We start from the raw sequence: 18472 nt of genomic DNA, 5'->3' as shown, positions 1-18472 counted from the left end.
AAAATTATATTCTATGAAAATTACAGAAAAAAAAGTATTAAAAAATCAAAATAATATTAATTTTAAATATAAAAAAATATTAATTTTATTTAAAGATATTAATAATCAAAAAAAAATTAATAAATTATTATCTTGCGTATCTTCATTTTCAGGAAAAATAATTTTTTCTTTAACAGAAAATAAATATTTAAAAAAGTTTTTACAATTTTTAAAAAAACATAATATATATCCAAAATATATCAAAAATATTCTTAATATAAATCAAAATATTGATTATTTTTATATGATCGATAACATTCAAAATAGTTTTTTAGATAAAAAAAATAATATTTTATTCATTTGTATTGAAGATTTATTACCAGAATTAATTAATCATCAAAATGATTCTGATATAAAAAAAAATATTAATCTTTCTAAAAAGGGGAATCTATCTCAGTTAATTTTCAATCATCCTATTATACATATTGAACATGGAATAGGAAGATATAAAGGTTTAACTACTATTAAAACAGCTAGTATACAATCAGAATATTTAATTATTGCTTATGCAGAAGGAGATAAATTATATGTACCAGTATCATATTTACATCTTATTTTACCTTATAATGAAACATCAATAGAAGATGCTCCTCTGCATAAATTAGGAAGTGAAGAATGGAATAAAGAAAAAAATAAAATTAGTAATATTATTCATGATCATGCATCACATTTGTTAAAAATTCATGCAAACAGAGCAATTCAAAAAGGCTATGTTTTTAAAATAGATATAAAATTATATAAACAATTTTGTAATGATTGTCTATTTCAAATCACAAAAGATCAACATGCAGTAATGACATCTGTGATAGAAGATATGTCAAAATCTATCCCTATGGATCGTTTAATTTGTGGTGATGTTGGTTTTGGTAAAACAGAAATTGCAATGCGAGCAGCTTTTATATCTGTTTCTAATAACAAACAAGTTGTTGTGTTAGTACCAACTACTTTATTAGCACAACAACATTATGAAAATTTTAAAAAACGTTTTTGCAATTATTCTTTTTCGATTAATATATTATCTAGATTTCAAACATTAAAAGAACAAAATATCATTTTTCAACAATCTGAAAATGGAAAAATTAATATTGTAATAGGTACTCATAAATTACTTTTTAAAAAAATAAAATGGTTTAATCTTGGATTGTTAATTATTGATGAAGAACATAGATTCGGAGTACATCATAAAGAAATTATAAAAAAAATGTATTCTAATATTGATATTCTAACTTTAACCGCTACACCAATACCCCGAACTTTAAATATGGCAATGACGGGTATAAAAGATTTGTCTATTATTTCTAGTCCTCCATCTACGAGACTAGCTATTAAAACTTTTATTCAAGAATATAATCCTTTATTAATAAGAAAAATAATATTACGTGAAATAACACGAGGCGGACAAATTTATTACATATATAATAAAGTTCAAAATATCATCAATGTTGCTAAAAAATTATCAATATTAATCCCCGAAGCAAATATTAGAATCGGACATGGTCAAATGAATAATATTGATTTAAAAAAAGTTATGCATGAATTTTATAATAATCAATTTAATGTTTTAGTTTGTACTACAATTATTGAAAGCGGTGTTGATATACCTAAAGCAAATACAATTATTATTGAAAATGCAGATCATTTTGGATTATCTCAACTTCATCAACTTCGCGGTCGTGTTGGAAGATCGAATAATCAAGCATATGCTTTATTATTAGTGAATAATTTTAAAACAATTACTTCAGATGCAAAAAAAAGATTAGAAGCAATTTCTTCAGTAGATAATTTTGGTGGTGGTTTTTCTTTATCTAATCAAGATCTTGAAATTCGAGGGGTAGGTGAAATTTTAGGTCAAGAACAAAGTGGTCATATAAAAAATATAGGTTTTTCTTTATATATAGAATTATTAAATAATGCTGTAAATTTATTAAAAAAAGGAAAACTATTTTCTCAAAATAAAAGATTAGAAAAATCATTAGATATTAAATTATATGTCTCTTCTTTATTACCTGATGATTATATTTTAGATGTAAATACACGATTATTTTTTTATAGAAGACTTTCTAATGCTATAAATGAAAAAGAAATAGAAGAAATACAAAATGAACTAATTGATCAATTTGGAAAATTACCTGATTTTGCTAAAAATTTAATTATAATTGCTAAGATTCGATTAATAGCTGATCAAATTGGGATTAAATATATAAAATCTAATCATAAAACAGGATTAATAAAATTCTATAATGAAAATTTTTTAAATATTAAATATTTACTTAAAATATTTCAAAAAGAACCTCATATTTGGAAAATGGTTGATACAACAAAAATCAAGTTTATTATTCATTTTGATAATGATTATTTACGTCTTAAGTGGATTCTAGATATATTAAAAAATTTATATAATCATAATGTATAAATATTTCTTATGTAATGTTATCTGAATAAAATTCAATCAATTTTGTATTATGTTAATTTTAAAAAATTTTTAAGTATTGTTGTGTGATTAAAATATCAAAGGAATTATATGAAAAGAATAGTTTATATTTCTAATTCAGATAGTCAGAGTATAGAAGTATGGAATTTATGCGATAATGGAAAGATGCATTTAATACAAACCGTAGATACATATAGTGAAGTTCAACCTATTAAAATTATTAAAAATCAAAAATTATTATATGCTGGACTGTCTAAAAATAATGAAATTATTACTTATAATATAGATGCAAAGGGTTGTCTTTATGAGAAGAGTAAAATTTCTTTTCCTGGAAAAGCAAATTTTCTTTCTTTTGATCAAAATCAAAAATTTTTATTTTGTAGTTCTTATCATACTAATTCTCTTATCGTTGCTCCATTAGATATGGATGGTCAACTTCAAAATCCTATACAAATTATTTATGATATAAAAGGTTGTCATGCTGCAAAAATAAATTATAAATATAATATCTTGTTTATTACTTCTCTAAAAGAAGATTGTATTTATTTATATTATTTAACATATTTTGGAATATTAAAAAATACTGAACAAAAAATACTTTATGCTCAAAAAAAATCAGGACCTCGTCATATTGCATTTCATCCTAATCAAGATGTTATTTATACTATCAACGAATTAAACGGGACAATAGATGTATGGAAGATATATAACACAAAAAATATCATAGAAATAAAAAATATACAAAATATACATATTACCGATAAACAATTTTTAAAACATTATTGGTCTGCTGACATTCATGTTACGTCATGCGGGCGTTTTTTATATGCTACTGATCGATTATTAAGCATCATTTCATTATTTTATATTAATCCAGATAATAATAAAATTATTTTATATAAAAGTTATCAAACAGAAGATCAACCTAGATCATTTTGTATTGATTATAAAGATCAATATTTAATAGTTGCTGGAGAAAAATCTAATACATTTATTATATATAATATTTCTCAAAGTACTGGAGAATTAAAAAAAATAAATATATATAATACAGGCAAGAGGCCTATATGGATACTTATACATCAACTGGATTAAAATAATATTTATATAAATAAAGCATGATGATTAAACGCTTCTAAAATAACATTAGTTAACTTATTTAATTCACGATTAGTAATAATATAAGGCGGTAAAATATAAATTAATTTTTTAAATGGTCTAATCCAAACACCATTTTTGACAAAAAATTTCTGTATTAAAAATATATTAATTAAACGTGAACATTCAATTACTCCAATAGCTCCTAAAACACGTACGTCAATTACATAAGGATGATTAATTAATGGTAATAATTTTTTCAAAAGTTGTTTTTCAATATTAGGTACTTGTGTTTTCCATTGATTTGTATTTAATATTTTTATATTAGCATTAGCTGCAGCACATGCTAATGGATTGCCCATATAAGTTGGTCCATGCATAAAACAATTAGTTTCACTTTTACTAATAGTATCAGCAATATTTCGTGATGTTAAAGTAGCAGCTAAAGTTATTGTACCACCGGTGATTGATTTTCCTAGGCATAGTATATCTGGTACAACATTAGCATGTTCAAAAGCAAACATTTTACCGGTTCTTCCAAATCCAGTTGCAATTTCATCAAAAATTAATGGAATAGAATAATACTTACACAAATTTTTTATTTTTTTTAAATAAGTTGGATGATAAAAATTCATTCCACCTACACCTTGCACTATAGGTTCTAATATTACACCTGCTATTTTAGGAGCATTTTCTTCTATTATTTTTTTAAAAGATGTAATATCACTAGTATTCCAATCTTTATGAAAAGAAGAAATTGGTGCATCAGCAAATAAATTTTTTGGTAATAAATTGTGATATATTTTGTGAAAAGAATTTTTCGGATCTGATACAGAAATTGCTGCAAAAGTATCTCCATGATAACCATTTCGGATCGTTAAAAATAATTTTCTTTTTTGACCTAAAGATTGCCAATACTGTATTAACATTTTTATCGCTACTTCGATAGCAACTGAACCAGAATCAGATAAAAAAACACAATCTAGTTTATTTGGTGTTAAAGATATAAGTTTTTGACATAATGCAATAGCTGGAGGATGTGTAATTCCACCAAACATCACATGTGACATTTTTTTAATTTGTTTTTTTAAAGATTTATTTAAAATAGGATGATTATAACCATGTATAGCTGACCACCATGAAGACATGCCATCTATTATATTTTTCCCGTTTTTTAATTTTAAATATACTCCTTTAGCAGACATGACAGTATAGCAAGGAATAGGATTAATCATTGAAGTATAGGGATGCCAGATATGTTTATAATCAAAAAATGTATCAGATTGACTCATAATAATTTATATATAAAATATTAAATAATTAAGTATAAACCTTTAATTAAAGAAAAAATATATTTTTTTGGAGATAAGCATGAAAAAAATATGGACTCTAGAAGCAACGAGGACACTATTTAAAAAACCCTTCTTTGATTTAATATTTCAAGCCCAACAAGAACATAGAAAATATTTTAATCCTAATATGATACAAATTAGCACCCTGCTATCAATAAAAACAGGATCGTGTCCAGAAGATTGTAAATATTGCCCACAAAGTTCTAGATATAAAACAGGATTACAAACAGAACCTTTATTAAAAATAGAAACAATTATTAATGCCGCAAAAAAAGCAAAATCTTCAGGTTCTAGTAGATTTTGTATGGGAGCAGCATGGAAAAATCCAAAAGAAAAAGATATACCGTATTTAGAAAAAATTATTAAAGAAATAAAAAAGTTAGGTATGGAAACATGTATGACTTTAGGTTCTTTAACTGATACACAAGCAAAAAAATTATCTAATGCAGGTTTAGATTTTTATAATCATAATTTAGATACATCTAAAAATTTTTATAAAAATATAATTACTACTCGTACATATCAAGAAAGACTAAATACACTAAATATAGTTCGTGATTCTGGAATAAAAATTTGTTCTGGAGGCATTATAGGTTTAGGAGAACAAATAAAAGATCGTATGCAATTATTAATGCAGTTATCTAATTTATCCATTCAACCAGAAAGTGTACCTATTAATATGTTAGTTAAAATACCAGGTACTCCAATGGAAAATAATACTAATGTCGATCCATTTGATTTTATTCGTATCATTGCTGCAGCACGCGTTATGATGCCAAAATCTTATATTAGATTATCTGCTGGACGTAAAAATATGAATGATCAAACTCAGGCAATGTGTTTTATGGCTGGAGCAAATTCTATTTTCTATGGATGTAAATTATTAACTGCAGATAATCCAGATGAAAAACATGATTTAAAATTATTAAAAAAATTAAATTTATCTCCAGAGTATAAAAAACAAAATATATCTCAAAAATTGAAAACTAAATCTTTTATAAAATTATCAAAAATTAATAAAAATCAATACTATAATGCAGATGTTTCATAATTTAAAAAACAATTAATTACGTTTGAATTCATAAATTATACAATATTTTTTTAAAATAGTTATATTTTTATTGTAAAATTTTCATCAATAAAATGAAATACTTGTTTTCATTAAGAATGATTTTATTTGATTATAATAGTAACTCAATATTATTATTATTATTATATAATATTTTAAAATATAAATAATAATCTATATTGAGTTACACAATTTTAAGATATATTTTTTGTACAAAATTTTTTGTAAAAATAATTTATTTGAAAGGAATCTATTATTAATATTAATAATATATAATAATATAATAAATATATTTTTTTTTGCAATTGAAATAAGAATATTGTATGATTAAAAAATTTTTTATTACTGGAACAGATACTAATGTCGGTAAAACTATTGTAAGTAGTATTTTATTAAAGAAAGCTTCTGAATATGGTTATAAAACAGCAGCATATAAACCTATTTCTTCAGGAGGTAAAAAAACATCAAATATTATTTTAAATAATGATACAATTATTTTACAAAAAAATAGTTCTATAAAATTAACTGCAAAAGAAATTAATCCTATTTCATTTTCTGAAAACGCACCTCCTCATATTTTAAGTGATCTTTATAATGAAAATATTACACAAAACAAAATGTCTTTAGGTTTAAAGAACATTGAAAAAAAAAGTAACTGGATCATTATAGAAGGAGCTGGTGGATGGTACACACCATTATCTTATAAAGATACTTTTTCAAGTTGGGTGAAACAAGAACAATTAACTGTTGTAATAATTATTGCAATTAAATTAGGTTGTATTAATCATGCTATTTTAACAGAAAAAGCTATTTTTTCTGAAAAAATTACATGTGGAGGTTGGATAGCTAATAATATTTTCCCAGAAAATAAATATAATATAGATTATATAAAAACTTTATTAAATTATATTAAATCTCCTTTTTTAGGTGTAGTTCCATATCTACAAGATCAAAATAAAATAGATGTAAATAACATTCAACTAATACTTCCTAAATAAAACTAAAATATTTTTATAAAAATTTTGACATATATATGTTTAAAGATATATTTTAAATATAAACAGGATATTTTGAACAAATTTCTAATACTTTTTGTTTAATTTTAAAAATATGTTTTGTGTGATTAATATCATCTAAAATATTAGCAATCCAATATGATATTTTACAAGACTCTTTTTCTTTTAAACCACGTCTTGTAATAGCTGCAGTTCCAATGCGTATACCTGAGGTAATAAAAGGACTTTGACAATCATTAGGTATAGTATTTTTATTAATTATGATATTCGCTTTACTTAAAGCAATGTCTGCATCTTTTCCAGTAATGTTTTTATTAGTTAAATCAATCAAAAAAAGATGATTGCAAGTTTGTCCAGATATAACTGTATATCCTCTTTCTAAAAAACTTTTTACCATAATTTTAGAATTTTTTATTATTTGTTGCTGATATATTTTAAATTTAGGATCTAAAGCTTCTTTAAATGCTATAGCTTTTCCAGCAATAACATGCATTAATGGACCTCCTTGTGCACCAGGAAAAACTGATAAATTTAATTTTTTATATAAGTCATCACTTCCATTTTTAGCAAGAATTAATCCTCCACGTGGTCCTGCTAATGTTTTATGAGTTGTACTAGTGACTACATGTGCATAATTAATAGGATTAGGGTAAATTTTCGCTGCTATTAAACCCGCAATATGCGCAATATCTACAACAAAATAAGCATTGACTATATCTGCAATATCGCGCATTTTTTTCCAATCACAGATTCCAGAATATGCTGAAAAACCACCAATAATCATTTTAGGTTTATTTTTTTTAGTTAAATATAATAATTCTTCATAATTGATTATTCCATTATCATCTACACCGTATGAAATAACATTATACATTTTTCCTGAAAAATTTACAGAAGCACCATGTGTTAAATGACCTCCATGTGATAATTTTAGACCTAATATTGTATCCCCAGGTTGTAATAACGCTGTATAAACGGCAAAATTTGCTTGAGATCCAGAATGAGGTTGGACATTAGCATAGTCAGCATGAAATAATTTTTTAGCTCGATTAATTGCTATTTCTTCTATCATATCTACATATTTACAACCACCATAATAACGTTTTCCAGGATATCCTTCTGCATATTTATTAGTTAATTGTGAACCTTGTACATTCATAACATAATGACTAGCATAATTCTCTGATGCAATTAATTCGATATGATTTTCTTGTCTTTTTTTTTCTTTTTCTATTGCATACCATATTTTTGGATCATATTTTGAAAAATCTGTTTTATTATTCAATATTTTTACCTGAAAATTTAATTATATTAAAAAAAATTATTTAAACATTTCTTGAATTTTAATCATAAGATCTTTTTTTAAAAGAAAATGTTCTGTATGTTTTTTTAAATCTTTAACTACAAAAATATTATTTTTTATTTCTTCATTTTTTATAAAAATTATAATTTTGGCTAAAGAATTTATAGCATGTTTTATTTTTTTTTTGATATTTTGTTTAAAAAAATTAATAAAAACTTTTAATGTTGGATTTAGATTTCTTATTTCTTCAGACAATTTAATAGCATTATTTTTGTTATCATTTTCAATAAAAATAATATAAATATTAATTTCTTCTAATGTTTTAGAAAAAATTTTTTTTAATTTAATTAATAAAACTAAACGTTCTATCCCTATTGCAAATCCTATAGCTGGAGTTTTTGGCCCCCCCATATCTTGAACTAAAGAATCATATCTACCTCCTGCACAAATGGTATGTTGTGATCCTAATTCATTACTTGTCCATTCAAAAACTGTGTTATTATAGTAATCTAATCCTCTTATTAAATTAGGATTATATTCATATTCAATACCATAAAAACTCATCATATTACACAAATTATTAAAATATTTTTTAGTATGACCATTAATATATTCACTTAATAATGGTGCATTTATTAATATTTTTTTTATATCTTGATTTTTAGTATCTAAAATACGCAGTGGATTAGTATGCAGTCTTCTTTTACAATCTTCATCTAATAAATGTTCATATTTTTTAAGAAATAAAACTAATGATTTTTTATATTCAAAACGTTCTATTTTAGACCCAATACAATTAATCTCTAGTTTAATATATGAATTAATTCCAATAATTTTCCATATACGATGTATTAACATAATCATTTCTAAATCAATATCTATTGTATTTATTCCAAATACTTCTGCTCCTAATTGATGAAATTGACGATATCTTCCTTTTTGTGGTCTTTCATATCGAAACATTGGACCTATATACCAAAATCGATTATTTTTCTTTTGTAATAAATTATTTTGTATTATAGCTCTAACGCAACTTACAGTACCTTCTGGACGTAAAGTTAAACTATTTCCGTTTCGATCATTAAAAGAATACATTTCTTTTTCTATAATATCAGTAATATCACCTATAGCTCTTTTAAAAATAGTAGTTTTTTCTAATAAAGGTAATCTAATTTCTAAATAACAATAACTAGTAAGTATTTCTTTTAATATAGTTTCTACATAATTCCAAATTATTAGTTCTTGTGGGAGATAATCATGCATCCCTCTAATTGATTGAATTGCTTTCTTCACTATTTTCTCTTGTTTTAAAATATGCATAAATAAGAATGAATTTTATTTTTTTTTGACATTTTGTAATTCATATACTTTTTTTCTAATTTTTTTTCCATATCTTCTATAATATTTTCATTATTTAATTTATTTTTTTGACGTATCCCATCTTCATACAATGCACTTTTTTTATAACCTCCAGTTAATCCTAATGTTGCTATTTTTGCTTCACCGATTCCGTTTACAATACAACCAATAATTGATACATCTAAAGAGGTAGTAATATCCTCTAATTTTTTTTCTAATTGATTTACTACTTGAATTACATCAAATTCTTGTCTAGAACAAGTAGGACAAGCTATAAAATTAATGCCTCTTGATCTTAATCCTAAAACTTTTAAAATATCATAAGCTACTTTGACTTCTTCAATAGGATTAGCTGCTAATGAAATTCTTAATGTATCTCCAATACCATCTAATAACAAAATAGACATACCTATTGCAGATTTTACAGTTCCATTTCTTAATCCGCCCGCTTCTGTTATACCAATATGTAAAGGTTGTGTAATTTTATTTCTTAATATTTTATATGCATCAACAGCTAAAAATACATTAGATGCTTTTACACTTACTTTGAATTGATTAAAATTTAAATTATCAAAATATTCAATATTTCTCATAGCTGATTCTACTAAAGCATCAGAAGTAGGTAATTTATATTTTTTTAATATATCTTTTTCTAAAGATCCTGCATTAACACCAATTCGAATCGGAATATTTTTATCTTTAGCATAATTAATAATTTCTAATACTTTTTTTTGATTACCAATATTACCAGGATTAATTCTTAAACAATCAGCTCCATATTTTATAGCTTTTAAAGCTAATCTATAATCAAAATGAATATCTGCGATTAATGGTATTTTAATATTTTTTTTAATTATTTTAAAAGATTCTGCAGCTTTAAAAGTGGGTATAGAAACACGAACAATGTCAGCGCCTACTTTTTGCAATTCTAAAATTTGATTAATGGTTTCTAAAGTATTTGAAGTTTTAGTATTAGTCATTGATTGTACTGAAATAGGAGCATTATTTCCAATAGGAACTTTTCCAACATAAATACGATCAGATTTTTTTCTATTAATTTTTTGATATATATTCATAATATTTTATTTAGTATATTGTATAAATAGTGAAACGCTAAAAATAATTTGTTAGTTAATCATATTTTACTATTTTACCGGTTAATTGACCGCATGCTGCATTAATGTCTTGTCCTCTATTTTTTCTAATAATTACAATAAATCCTTTATTTCTTAAAATATTTGCAAAAATATTAATTCTATTCATATTACTACATATAAAAGATGAACCTAAAAATGAATTCCATGGAATTAAATTAATTTTACTAGGTATATTTTTTAATAAATTAGCTAATTCTTCGGCATTATTATTAGAATCATTAATATTATCAAGCATAACATATTCTATTGTAATACCATTTCGATTAGCATGAGAATATTGTAAATATTTTTTTGCTGAATTTAAAACACAATTAATATTGTATTTTTTATTAATTGGCATAATTAAATTTCTTATATAATCATTTGGAGCATGTAAGGAAATTGCTAAACAAACATCAATCATGTGTTTTAATTTATCTAATGCTGGCACAATTCCTGATGTAGATAAAGTAATACGACGTTTTGATAAACCAAAACCATATTCATCTAAAATAATTTGTATTGCAGTTACAACATTATTTAAATTTAATAAAGGTTCACCCATTCCCATAAAAACTATATTAGTAATACGATTTTTGATATTTTTCTTTTTTAGTATTTTATTTGCTTGCCAAATTTGTGCAATAATTTCAGATACCTTTAAATTTCTTTGAAAATTGTTTTGTCCAGTAGCACAAAAATGACATTTTAAAGGACATCCAATTTGTGAAGAAACACATAGAGTAGCACGTTTTTTTTCTGGTATATAAACTGTTTCTATTTTCTGATCATTAATAGAAGTAATCCATTTAATCGTACCATCAAAAGAAATTCTTTCTTCTATAAATTTTGATGCAAATATAATAGATTGTTCATATAATTTACTTCTAATTTTTATACTAATATTTAGCATTTTATTGAAATCATCGCAGTAATGATTGTACATCCAGTGCATAATTTGTTGTGTAGAAAAACTTTTAGCTCCTAAAGACATGAGGAAAATTTTTAATTTTTTTCGATTTAAATCTAACAAATTAATTTTAGATTTAGAAATTTGCGTTATATTAATATTTTTATACATTTATAAACCTAACATATATGATATTTAAAATATTTTTTTTTCAATGAAAAATTATTATTTTCTTATTAAAAAATAATGATAAACATTTTTTATATTTCTAACAAATCGTATTATCTTTTAAATAAATTAATTTTAATTGAATACTAAATATATTGAAAATATGTTAATATTTTAATAAATCATATAAATAAACAGGAGAGTATAATGCGTCCAATGTTAAATATTGCTGTTCGTGCAGTACGAAAAGGAGGAAATTTTATTATTCAAAATTATGATATACGTAAATTTATTAAAGAAGATAAAGAAAAAAAGAAGATTTTTATTAAAAGCATTATATATCAAACTAATAAATTAATTAGTGATATTATATATAAATCTTATCCTAATCATATTATTTTAAAAGATAATCAATGTCATTTATTAAATCAATATGAAAAAAATACTATTTGGATTATTAACGCATTAGATGGAAAAAATAACTTTATTAAATATTTTCCACATTTTTGTGTTTCTATCGCTATTTTCACAAAAAACATAAATGAAATTTCTGTAATATATGATCCTATAAAGAATGATTTATTTACAGCTATAAAAGGACAAGGTTCGCAATTAAACGGATATAGAACAAGATGTAGTAATTTTAATAATTTATATTCTACTACAGCAGCAGTGCATTTACCTAATAAAAATTTTGATAATACATTACTATATAGTGAAATATATCAAAAATTAATTTTGTGTGGAATTTCTTTAAGATGCACAGGTTCTACTATACTCGATTTAGCCTATGTTGCAGCCGGAAAAATAGATTGTTTATTTTATTTTCATTCAGAAGCTTATGATTTTGTAACAGGTAAATTACAAGTTCGAGAATCTGGTTGTTTAATAAATACTTTTAAAAAAGTAAATGACAATAATAATTTTTATGGCTATATTATTAGTAACCCACAATTTGTTAAATTAATTGCAGAAAAAATACAAGAGTATCATTTTTAAACATAAATTAAAAATGATATTTTGATTTTTTATATTTTTAAAATTAAATATATTATTGATTTATAACACACCATTTATTTTTTATAAACACTGCTGACCAACCTGTAAACTTTCCTTTTTTTTTAGAAGTAACATAATATTCTTTATTTTTTCTATTAAAACAAACTATAGTCTTATTGCCTTTATCATCAACGATAGGAGCTTTTGATAAATAATATATTTTTTTAGGTAATAAATATTGAAATTTAGCTAGTTCTTCTATAAACGGAGATCTAGTTTCCCGTGATTTAGGAAAAGTACTTGCAGCAAAAAAAATACCAGAAACACCTTCTCTTAAAACAAAAGATGCATTAGATTTTTTACATAATAATTCTGGAAATGGAATAGGTTCTAATTTTGGATCAGATATTTCACCATTAGGTAAAATTTTTCTTGTATTTTTGCATTTTATGTTAACACATATAAAAAATTTTCCAAATGGACCCTTTTTTAACAGCATATTACTATAACATTTGTCACATTCAACAGTTTTAGATAGCCAAATAGGGATTTTAAAATTTCCTTTTTCAACTTTATAACCAATACAACTAGGATTATTAATACAAATATGCAATTGAATATTTTTATTAATAAAATAACTGTCCATAAACATATTGCATTTTTCGCATTTATTAATTAGTTTAGTAAAACCTGATGTAACTTCATTATTTTGTTTTTTTTTAAGAACATCATTTAATGGAATAAGATTTATAGTTTGTTTACAACGTTTTTTAAGATTATCTTGATATCCTAAACAGCTTAAAAATACACCAGTAATAGCATTTTTTATTCCCATTTTTTTAAAACAAGTAGGGCATTTAATAGAAGTAAAAACGATATTATTTAATTCCATTCCACCTTCTTCTGGATTTTTTTTAGCTTGATCTAATTTTTCAGAAAAATCTTTAAAAAAAGAATTTAACACGTTGATCCAACTAAGTTTATTTTCTGCAATTTGATCAAGTTTTTTTTCCATATTAGCAGTAAAATTGTAATCAATTAAATTACTAAAACTTTTTTTTAATCGTATGGTTAATATTGATCCCATTTTTTCTGCATAAAATTTATTTTTTTTAATTGTTACATATCCACGTTCTTGTATTTTTGATGTAATTACCGAGTAAGTAGATGGTCTTCCAATCCCCTTTTTTTCTAATTCACGAACTAATGATGCTTCTGTAAAACGAGGTAAAGGTTTAGTAAATTTTTGATTAATAATAATATTATCTATATTTAATATACTACCTATATCTATAATTGGTATTTGAGTAATATTCTCATTTTTTTCTTTGAACATTTTAGTCCAACCATCAAATAAAACAATTTTTAACTGTTTTTGTAATTGAAATAAATGTGAAAAAATTTTGATAGTTATAAATTGATATTGAGCTGGTTTCATTTGTGATGCTATAAATTGATTCCAAATTAATAGATATAATTTTTCTGCATCTAAGTTTATAGTATTTGTATTAATATTTTTGACTTTAATATCTGAAGGCCGGATAGCTTCATGAGCTTCTTGAGAATGTTTTTTGTTAGTATGAATGTAATATTTATTAGAAAGATAAGCATCGCCATAAAATTTTTTAATATATTTTCGTACTTTGTTAATGGCATTAAGACTCAAATAACAAGAATCAGTTCTTATATATGTAATATAACCTTCTTCATATAACTTTTGTGCTAAAAACATTGTTTTTTTTACACTAAATCCTAAAATTAAGCTAGCAGACTGCTGTAAAGTAGCAGTAATGAATGGTGCAGGTGCTTGTTTATAAATTATTTTTTTCTCAAATTTTTTAATAAAAAATGATGATTTTTTAATTTCTTCTATTGCTATATTTAGTTCATTTTGATTATTAGGACGAAATTTTTTATTATTAAAATGTGTTACATCCATAATAATTTTATTCTGATTTTTTAACACAAAAGATACATTTAATTTCCAATACTCCTCAGGTATAAATTTTTTTATAATATCTTCACGTTCTGCTATGATGCGCACTGCTACTGATTGAACACGTCCTGCAGATAAACCTCTAGAAATTTTTTCCCATAATAATGGGGAAATCATATATCCTACAATTCGATCCATAAATCGACGTGCTTGTTGTGCATGCACTCGATGCATATTGATTTTAGTAATATTTTTAAATGCTTTTTTAATAGCATGTTTAGTAATTTCATTAAATACTACACGACTAAATTTTGTAGAATCACCTCCTATAACTTCTTTTAAATGCCAAGCTATAGCTTCTCCTTCTCGATCTAAATCTGTAGCAAGATATATATGATCAACTTTATGAGCAATATTTTTTAATTCAGAAATTATTTTTTCTTTACCTGGTAAAATACTATATTCAGCTTTCCAATCTTTATAAGGATCAATTCCGATATTCTCAATAAAATATGTTTTTTGCTTATTATTCAAAGAATAAGATTGACTATATTTTTGACTTTTATGCGTTGGTTTTTTAAATTTTCTAGTGATTAAATCTCGTACATGTCCTATGCTAGATTTAACTATATATTCATTACCTAAATATTTATTAATAGTTTTTGCTTTTGCTGGAGATTCTACTATAACAAGCGATTTTGACATATTTTTATCCATAAATCATATTAAATAATATCGATTGAAACTACAATAAAATAAAATCAACTTACTTAATATTTTCATTTAATAAAATTATTTTTTAAAAATTATAAATAATATCTATAAAAAAATATTTTTAATAAAATTTTTTCAATTTTATCAGATATTAATGAAGTAAAGTGTTCTAATATTGTTTTATGGTAGACATATTTAATACTTAATAAAGTATATTCTTGCATTTTAGCGATTAATATATCATCACTAGTACTAATTTGATCGACTAATTTTTTCTTTAAAGCCATTGTTCCAAACCAATGCTCTCCATTAGATACATCTTCAATATTTAAAGAAGGTCTCATATCTTTAATAAAATTTTTAAAAAGTATGTGTGTTGTATTTAATTCTTCACAAAATTTATTACGCGTTTCTTCTGTATTATTTCCAAACATTGTTAAAGTACGTTTATAATCTCCTGCAGTATGTAATTCAATATCTATGTTATGTTTTTTTAATAATTTATTAAAATTAGGTATTTGACCTACTACACCAATAGAACCTACTATTGCAAATGGAGCTGAAACAATATAATCTGCTACACATGCCATCATATATCCTCCACTCGCTGCAATTTTATCTATAGATACAATTAAATATATTCCTCTTTGACGTAATCTCTGTAATTGTGCCGCAGCTAATCCATATCCATGAATGACACCTCCACAACTTTCTAATCTCAATAAAACTGCATCATGTTTATTTGCAACTGAAAGTATAGCAGATATTTCTTCTCGTAATCCTAATACTTGATTGGCATATACATCACCCTTAAAATCTAAAACATATAATGTTTTATTTTGAAATATTTTTTTGTCTTTATTTTTTTCTTTTTTTAACCATATTTTTTTTTCAAATTTTGTCATTTTAGATAACAAAATATTGTTTTTTATTTTTTCATAATTATTTTGAAGTAAAGTAATATTTAATATACTTTTATTATTTGTTTTATTTTTTTTAATTATATTAAATAATATTAATATAGAAAAACTAATTGCAATCCATGTAACAATTTTTGCTAAAAATAATTCATAGTTAATAAGTAAATTCACAAAATAAACCTTTTTAAAAAGATAGAAAATTTTATATTGAATATAAATATAAAAACATAGATTAATATTGTAATAATTTTGATTTCATTCTTGAAAAGATGTTAATTTAAATAAATGATCTAATAATACAGAATTTACTTTTATCCAATGTCCTGGTTTTAATGTTTTAGGCAAAACAATATTTCCATATCGCACTCTAATTAAACGATTAACTTGACATTTAACTTTTTGCCACATATATCTAATTTCACGATTTTTTCCTTCACATAATACAGCTTTAAACCATTTATTTTGAGATAATATTCTATTATGCATAGGTTCTATACTTTTAAATGCAGCATAACCAGTTTTAATTTTAACTCCATGCTTTAAAATATTTATTATTTTATTATCAACGTTTCCAAAAACACGAATATAATATTCTCTTTCTATGTTATTTTTAGGATGCATAAGTTTATTAGCTAAATGACCATTATTTGTGAATAATAATAATCCTGTAGTATTAATATCTAATCTACCAACACTAACCCATCTATTTATATCTAATAATGGTAATTTATTAAATACAGTATTACGATTTTTTGTATCATGTTTAGTACAAATTTCTCCTTCAGGTTTATTATATAAAATTACTTTAGTTTTAAATTTATTGTTTTTTATAGAGATCATTTTTCCTTTTATTATAATTTGTCCAGGATTTTTACAATTTACACGTTGTCCTATAATAACTTTTTTACCATTAAGAGATATACTTTCATTTAAAATCATTTTTTCAATACCCCGACGTGAAGCATATCCTAAATGAGATAAAAATTTTTGTATTTTTTCGCTCATTTATAAGACCTTATATTTTTTCATTATGAAATGGAATTAAAGTTAATAATATTCCTAAAAGTAATGGAAAAATAAACCATATTTTACACAATGATATTGTTTGTTGATTAAGATAATACTCTAAACATATTGAAATTATTGGAAAAATTAAAAAAACTGTAGAAGCATAAAATGTATTAATTTTTTTTTGTAAATAAAAATATGATAAAATTCCAAAAATTCCAGAAAAATTTCCAAGGTAAAATACAGCTATAATAGATTTATTAGAAAAATTTTCAATATGAGGATGTTCTATAAACCAAGATATTGTTGATAAGAATATGCCAGATAATAAAGATGGTAAAGCATTAAAAGTAATCACAGATACATTATAACATTTTCTCTGACATTCAGAATAAATAATAGCATGACTAAATAAAGCAATAAGTAAAGCTAAAATTCCCTTCCATTGAAAAAAATATTGTGATTTTAATTCTAATAACAGAATGATTAATAATGTAATTAAAGAAATTAATATACCTATTTTTTGAGTTAAATATATTTTGTTTTTAAAATATAATAATGATATTGTTAATACAGCAACTGGCATATTAGAAAATATCACTGAAGCTATTGAAGAACTGACATACATTCCTCCATATAACATTAAAGTAAAGGGTATGGAAAAATAAAAAATTGAAATAAAAAATTGAAACCATCTTTGTCCATACGGAAATAAAAGAGGAGTTTTTGTATAATAAGCAATGGTGATTAATAATGGAGATGCTGATAAAAAACGTATTCCAGTAGCAAAAAATGGGGGAATAGTTTCTATTGCAATTTTCATTGCGAACCATGTCGTTCCCCAAGTTATAGTCACTAAAGCAAATAATATTACAATTAATATTGTATTCATTTACAAAACTCCTTAAATAATAAAAAAATCTAATATAAATTATATTTTTCAAATAATAGTTATGTTTTTATTCTATTAATATTAAAATTTTTTATAAAGTTTTATAAAAAAAGTTTATAAAT

Annotated in this window: 14 protein-coding genes; 5 read left to right on the top strand and 9 right to left on the bottom strand. The window is 23.3% G+C overall.

All coding sequences use genetic code 11. The features are described 5' to 3' along the window. Positions 1-13 precede the first annotated feature (13 nt). Together mfd and BUAMB_RS01370 are read left to right on the top strand one after the other, a co-directional pair. Complete coding sequence (mfd, locus tag BUAMB_RS01375; protein WP_014499996.1) at positions 14-2452, top strand: transcription-repair coupling factor; 2439 nt, start codon at positions 14-16, stop codon at positions 2450-2452. 108 nt (positions 2453-2560) lie between these two features. Further along, the gene (locus tag BUAMB_RS01370) at positions 2561-3565 is read left to right on the top strand and encodes a beta-propeller fold lactonase family protein (protein WP_014499995.1); all 1005 of its coding nucleotides are present in this window, start codon (positions 2561-2563) and stop codon (positions 3563-3565) included. Between the two features lie 8 nt (positions 3566-3573). On the opposite strand, the gene bioA is transcribed toward BUAMB_RS01370, so the two are convergent. Beyond that, on the bottom strand, positions 3574-4860 hold the full coding sequence (bioA, locus tag BUAMB_RS01365; protein ID WP_014499994.1) for an adenosylmethionine--8-amino-7-oxononanoate transaminase: 1287 nt from the start codon (positions 4858-4860) through the stop codon (positions 3574-3576). Positions 4861-4939: 79 nt separating this feature from the next. On the opposite strand from bioA, the gene bioB reads away from it, so the two are divergent. After that, positions 4940-5971, top strand: coding sequence for a biotin synthase BioB (bioB, locus tag BUAMB_RS01360; protein WP_014499993.1), 1032 nt, complete (start codon positions 4940-4942; stop codon positions 5969-5971). 341 nt (positions 5972-6312) lie between these two features. Next, the gene (gene bioD / locus BUAMB_RS01355; RefSeq protein WP_014499992.1) at positions 6313-6987 is read left to right on the top strand and encodes a dethiobiotin synthase; all 675 of its coding nucleotides are present in this window, start codon (positions 6313-6315) and stop codon (positions 6985-6987) included. A 52-nt stretch (positions 6988-7039) separates the two neighbouring features. Here bioD and glyA read toward each other — a convergent pair whose 3' ends face one another. From glyA to BUAMB_RS01335, 4 genes are read right to left on the bottom strand one after another with little or no spacing between them, the layout of a single operon-like run. Further along, positions 7040-8293 carry a serine hydroxymethyltransferase gene (gene glyA, locus BUAMB_RS01350; protein ID WP_044035055.1) on the bottom strand — a complete coding sequence of 418 codons (1254 nt, stop codon included), beginning with the start codon at positions 8291-8293 and terminating at the stop codon, positions 7040-7042. Positions 8294-8326: 33 nt separating this feature from the next. Then, positions 8327-9601 (bottom strand): histidine--tRNA ligase, encoded by a 1275-nt coding sequence (gene hisS / locus BUAMB_RS01345; protein ID WP_014499990.1) that lies wholly within the window; start codon positions 9599-9601, stop codon positions 8327-8329. A gap of 14 nt (positions 9602-9615) precedes the next feature. Next, the gene (gene ispG / locus BUAMB_RS01340; protein ID WP_014499989.1) at positions 9616-10743 is read right to left on the bottom strand and encodes a flavodoxin-dependent (E)-4-hydroxy-3-methylbut-2-enyl-diphosphate synthase; all 1128 of its coding nucleotides are present in this window, start codon (positions 10741-10743) and stop codon (positions 9616-9618) included. 55 nt (positions 10744-10798) lie between these two features. Continuing rightward, the gene (locus BUAMB_RS01335; protein ID WP_014499988.1) at positions 10799-11884 is read right to left on the bottom strand and encodes a bifunctional tRNA (adenosine(37)-C2)-methyltransferase TrmG/ribosomal RNA large subunit methyltransferase RlmN; all 1086 of its coding nucleotides are present in this window, start codon (positions 11882-11884) and stop codon (positions 10799-10801) included. Between the two features lie 204 nt (positions 11885-12088). On the opposite strand from BUAMB_RS01335, the gene BUAMB_RS01330 reads away from it, so the two are divergent. Beyond that, entirely contained in the window at positions 12089-12880 is a 792-nt protein-coding gene (locus tag BUAMB_RS01330; protein WP_014499987.1) for an inositol monophosphatase family protein, read from the top strand. A gap of 52 nt (positions 12881-12932) precedes the next feature. Here the strand turns inward: BUAMB_RS01330 and topA are convergent, their stop codons facing one another. The 4 genes from topA to BUAMB_RS01310 all read right to left on the bottom strand — a co-directional run bounded on the left by topA (position 12933) and on the right by BUAMB_RS01310 (position 18350). Continuing rightward, entirely contained in the window at positions 12933-15521 is a 2589-nt protein-coding gene (gene topA / locus BUAMB_RS01325) for a type I DNA topoisomerase (RefSeq protein WP_014499986.1), read from the bottom strand. 101 nt (positions 15522-15622) lie between these two features. Further along, positions 15623-16621, bottom strand: a complete 999-nt coding sequence (sohB, locus tag BUAMB_RS01320; protein ID WP_014499985.1) for a protease SohB — start codon at positions 16619-16621, stop codon at positions 15623-15625. A gap of 84 nt (positions 16622-16705) precedes the next feature. Further along, a complete protein-coding gene (locus BUAMB_RS01315; RefSeq protein WP_014499984.1) occupies positions 16706-17455 on the bottom strand; it encodes a pseudouridine synthase in 750 nt (249 codons plus the stop codon). A gap of 10 nt (positions 17456-17465) precedes the next feature. After that, complete coding sequence (locus BUAMB_RS01310; protein ID WP_014499983.1) at positions 17466-18350, bottom strand: DMT family transporter; 885 nt, start codon at positions 18348-18350, stop codon at positions 17466-17468. Positions 18351-18472 lie beyond the last annotated feature (122 nt).

The organism is Buchnera aphidicola str. Ua (Uroleucon ambrosiae) (assembly GCF_000225465.1).
Classification (GTDB): Bacteria; Pseudomonadota; Gammaproteobacteria; order Enterobacterales; family Enterobacteriaceae; genus Buchnera; species Buchnera aphidicola_B.
This window is presented reverse-complemented; position numbering and strand designations above follow the sequence as displayed.

Coding starts and splice junctions, on each gene's coding strand:
- mfd (WP_014499996.1), top strand. CDS start 14: ATGAAAATTACAGAAAAAAAAGTATTAAAAAATCAAAATAATATTAAT.
- BUAMB_RS01370 (WP_014499995.1), top strand. CDS start 2,561: ATGAAAAGAATAGTTTATATTTCTAATTCAGATAGTCAGAGTATAGAA.
- bioA (WP_014499994.1), bottom strand. CDS start 4,860: ATGAGTCAATCTGATACATTTTTTGATTATAAACATATCTGGCATCCC.
- bioB (WP_014499993.1), top strand. CDS start 4,940: ATGAAAAAAATATGGACTCTAGAAGCAACGAGGACACTATTTAAAAAA.
- bioD (WP_014499992.1), top strand. CDS start 6,313: ATGATTAAAAAATTTTTTATTACTGGAACAGATACTAATGTCGGTAAA.
- ispG (WP_014499989.1), bottom strand. CDS start 10,743: ATGAATATATATCAAAAAATTAATAGAAAAAAATCTGATCGTATTTAT.
- BUAMB_RS01335 (WP_014499988.1), bottom strand. CDS start 11,884: ATGTATAAAAATATTAATATAACGCAAATTTCTAAATCTAAAATTAAT.
- BUAMB_RS01330 (WP_014499987.1), top strand. CDS start 12,089: ATGCGTCCAATGTTAAATATTGCTGTTCGTGCAGTACGAAAAGGAGGA.
- topA (WP_014499986.1), bottom strand. CDS start 15,521: ATGTCAAAATCGCTTGTTATAGTAGAATCTCCAGCAAAAGCAAAAACT.
- BUAMB_RS01315 (WP_014499984.1), bottom strand. CDS start 17,455: ATGAGCGAAAAAATACAAAAATTTTTATCTCATTTAGGATATGCTTCA.
- BUAMB_RS01310 (WP_014499983.1), bottom strand. CDS start 18,350: ATGAATACAATATTAATTGTAATATTATTTGCTTTAGTGACTATAACT.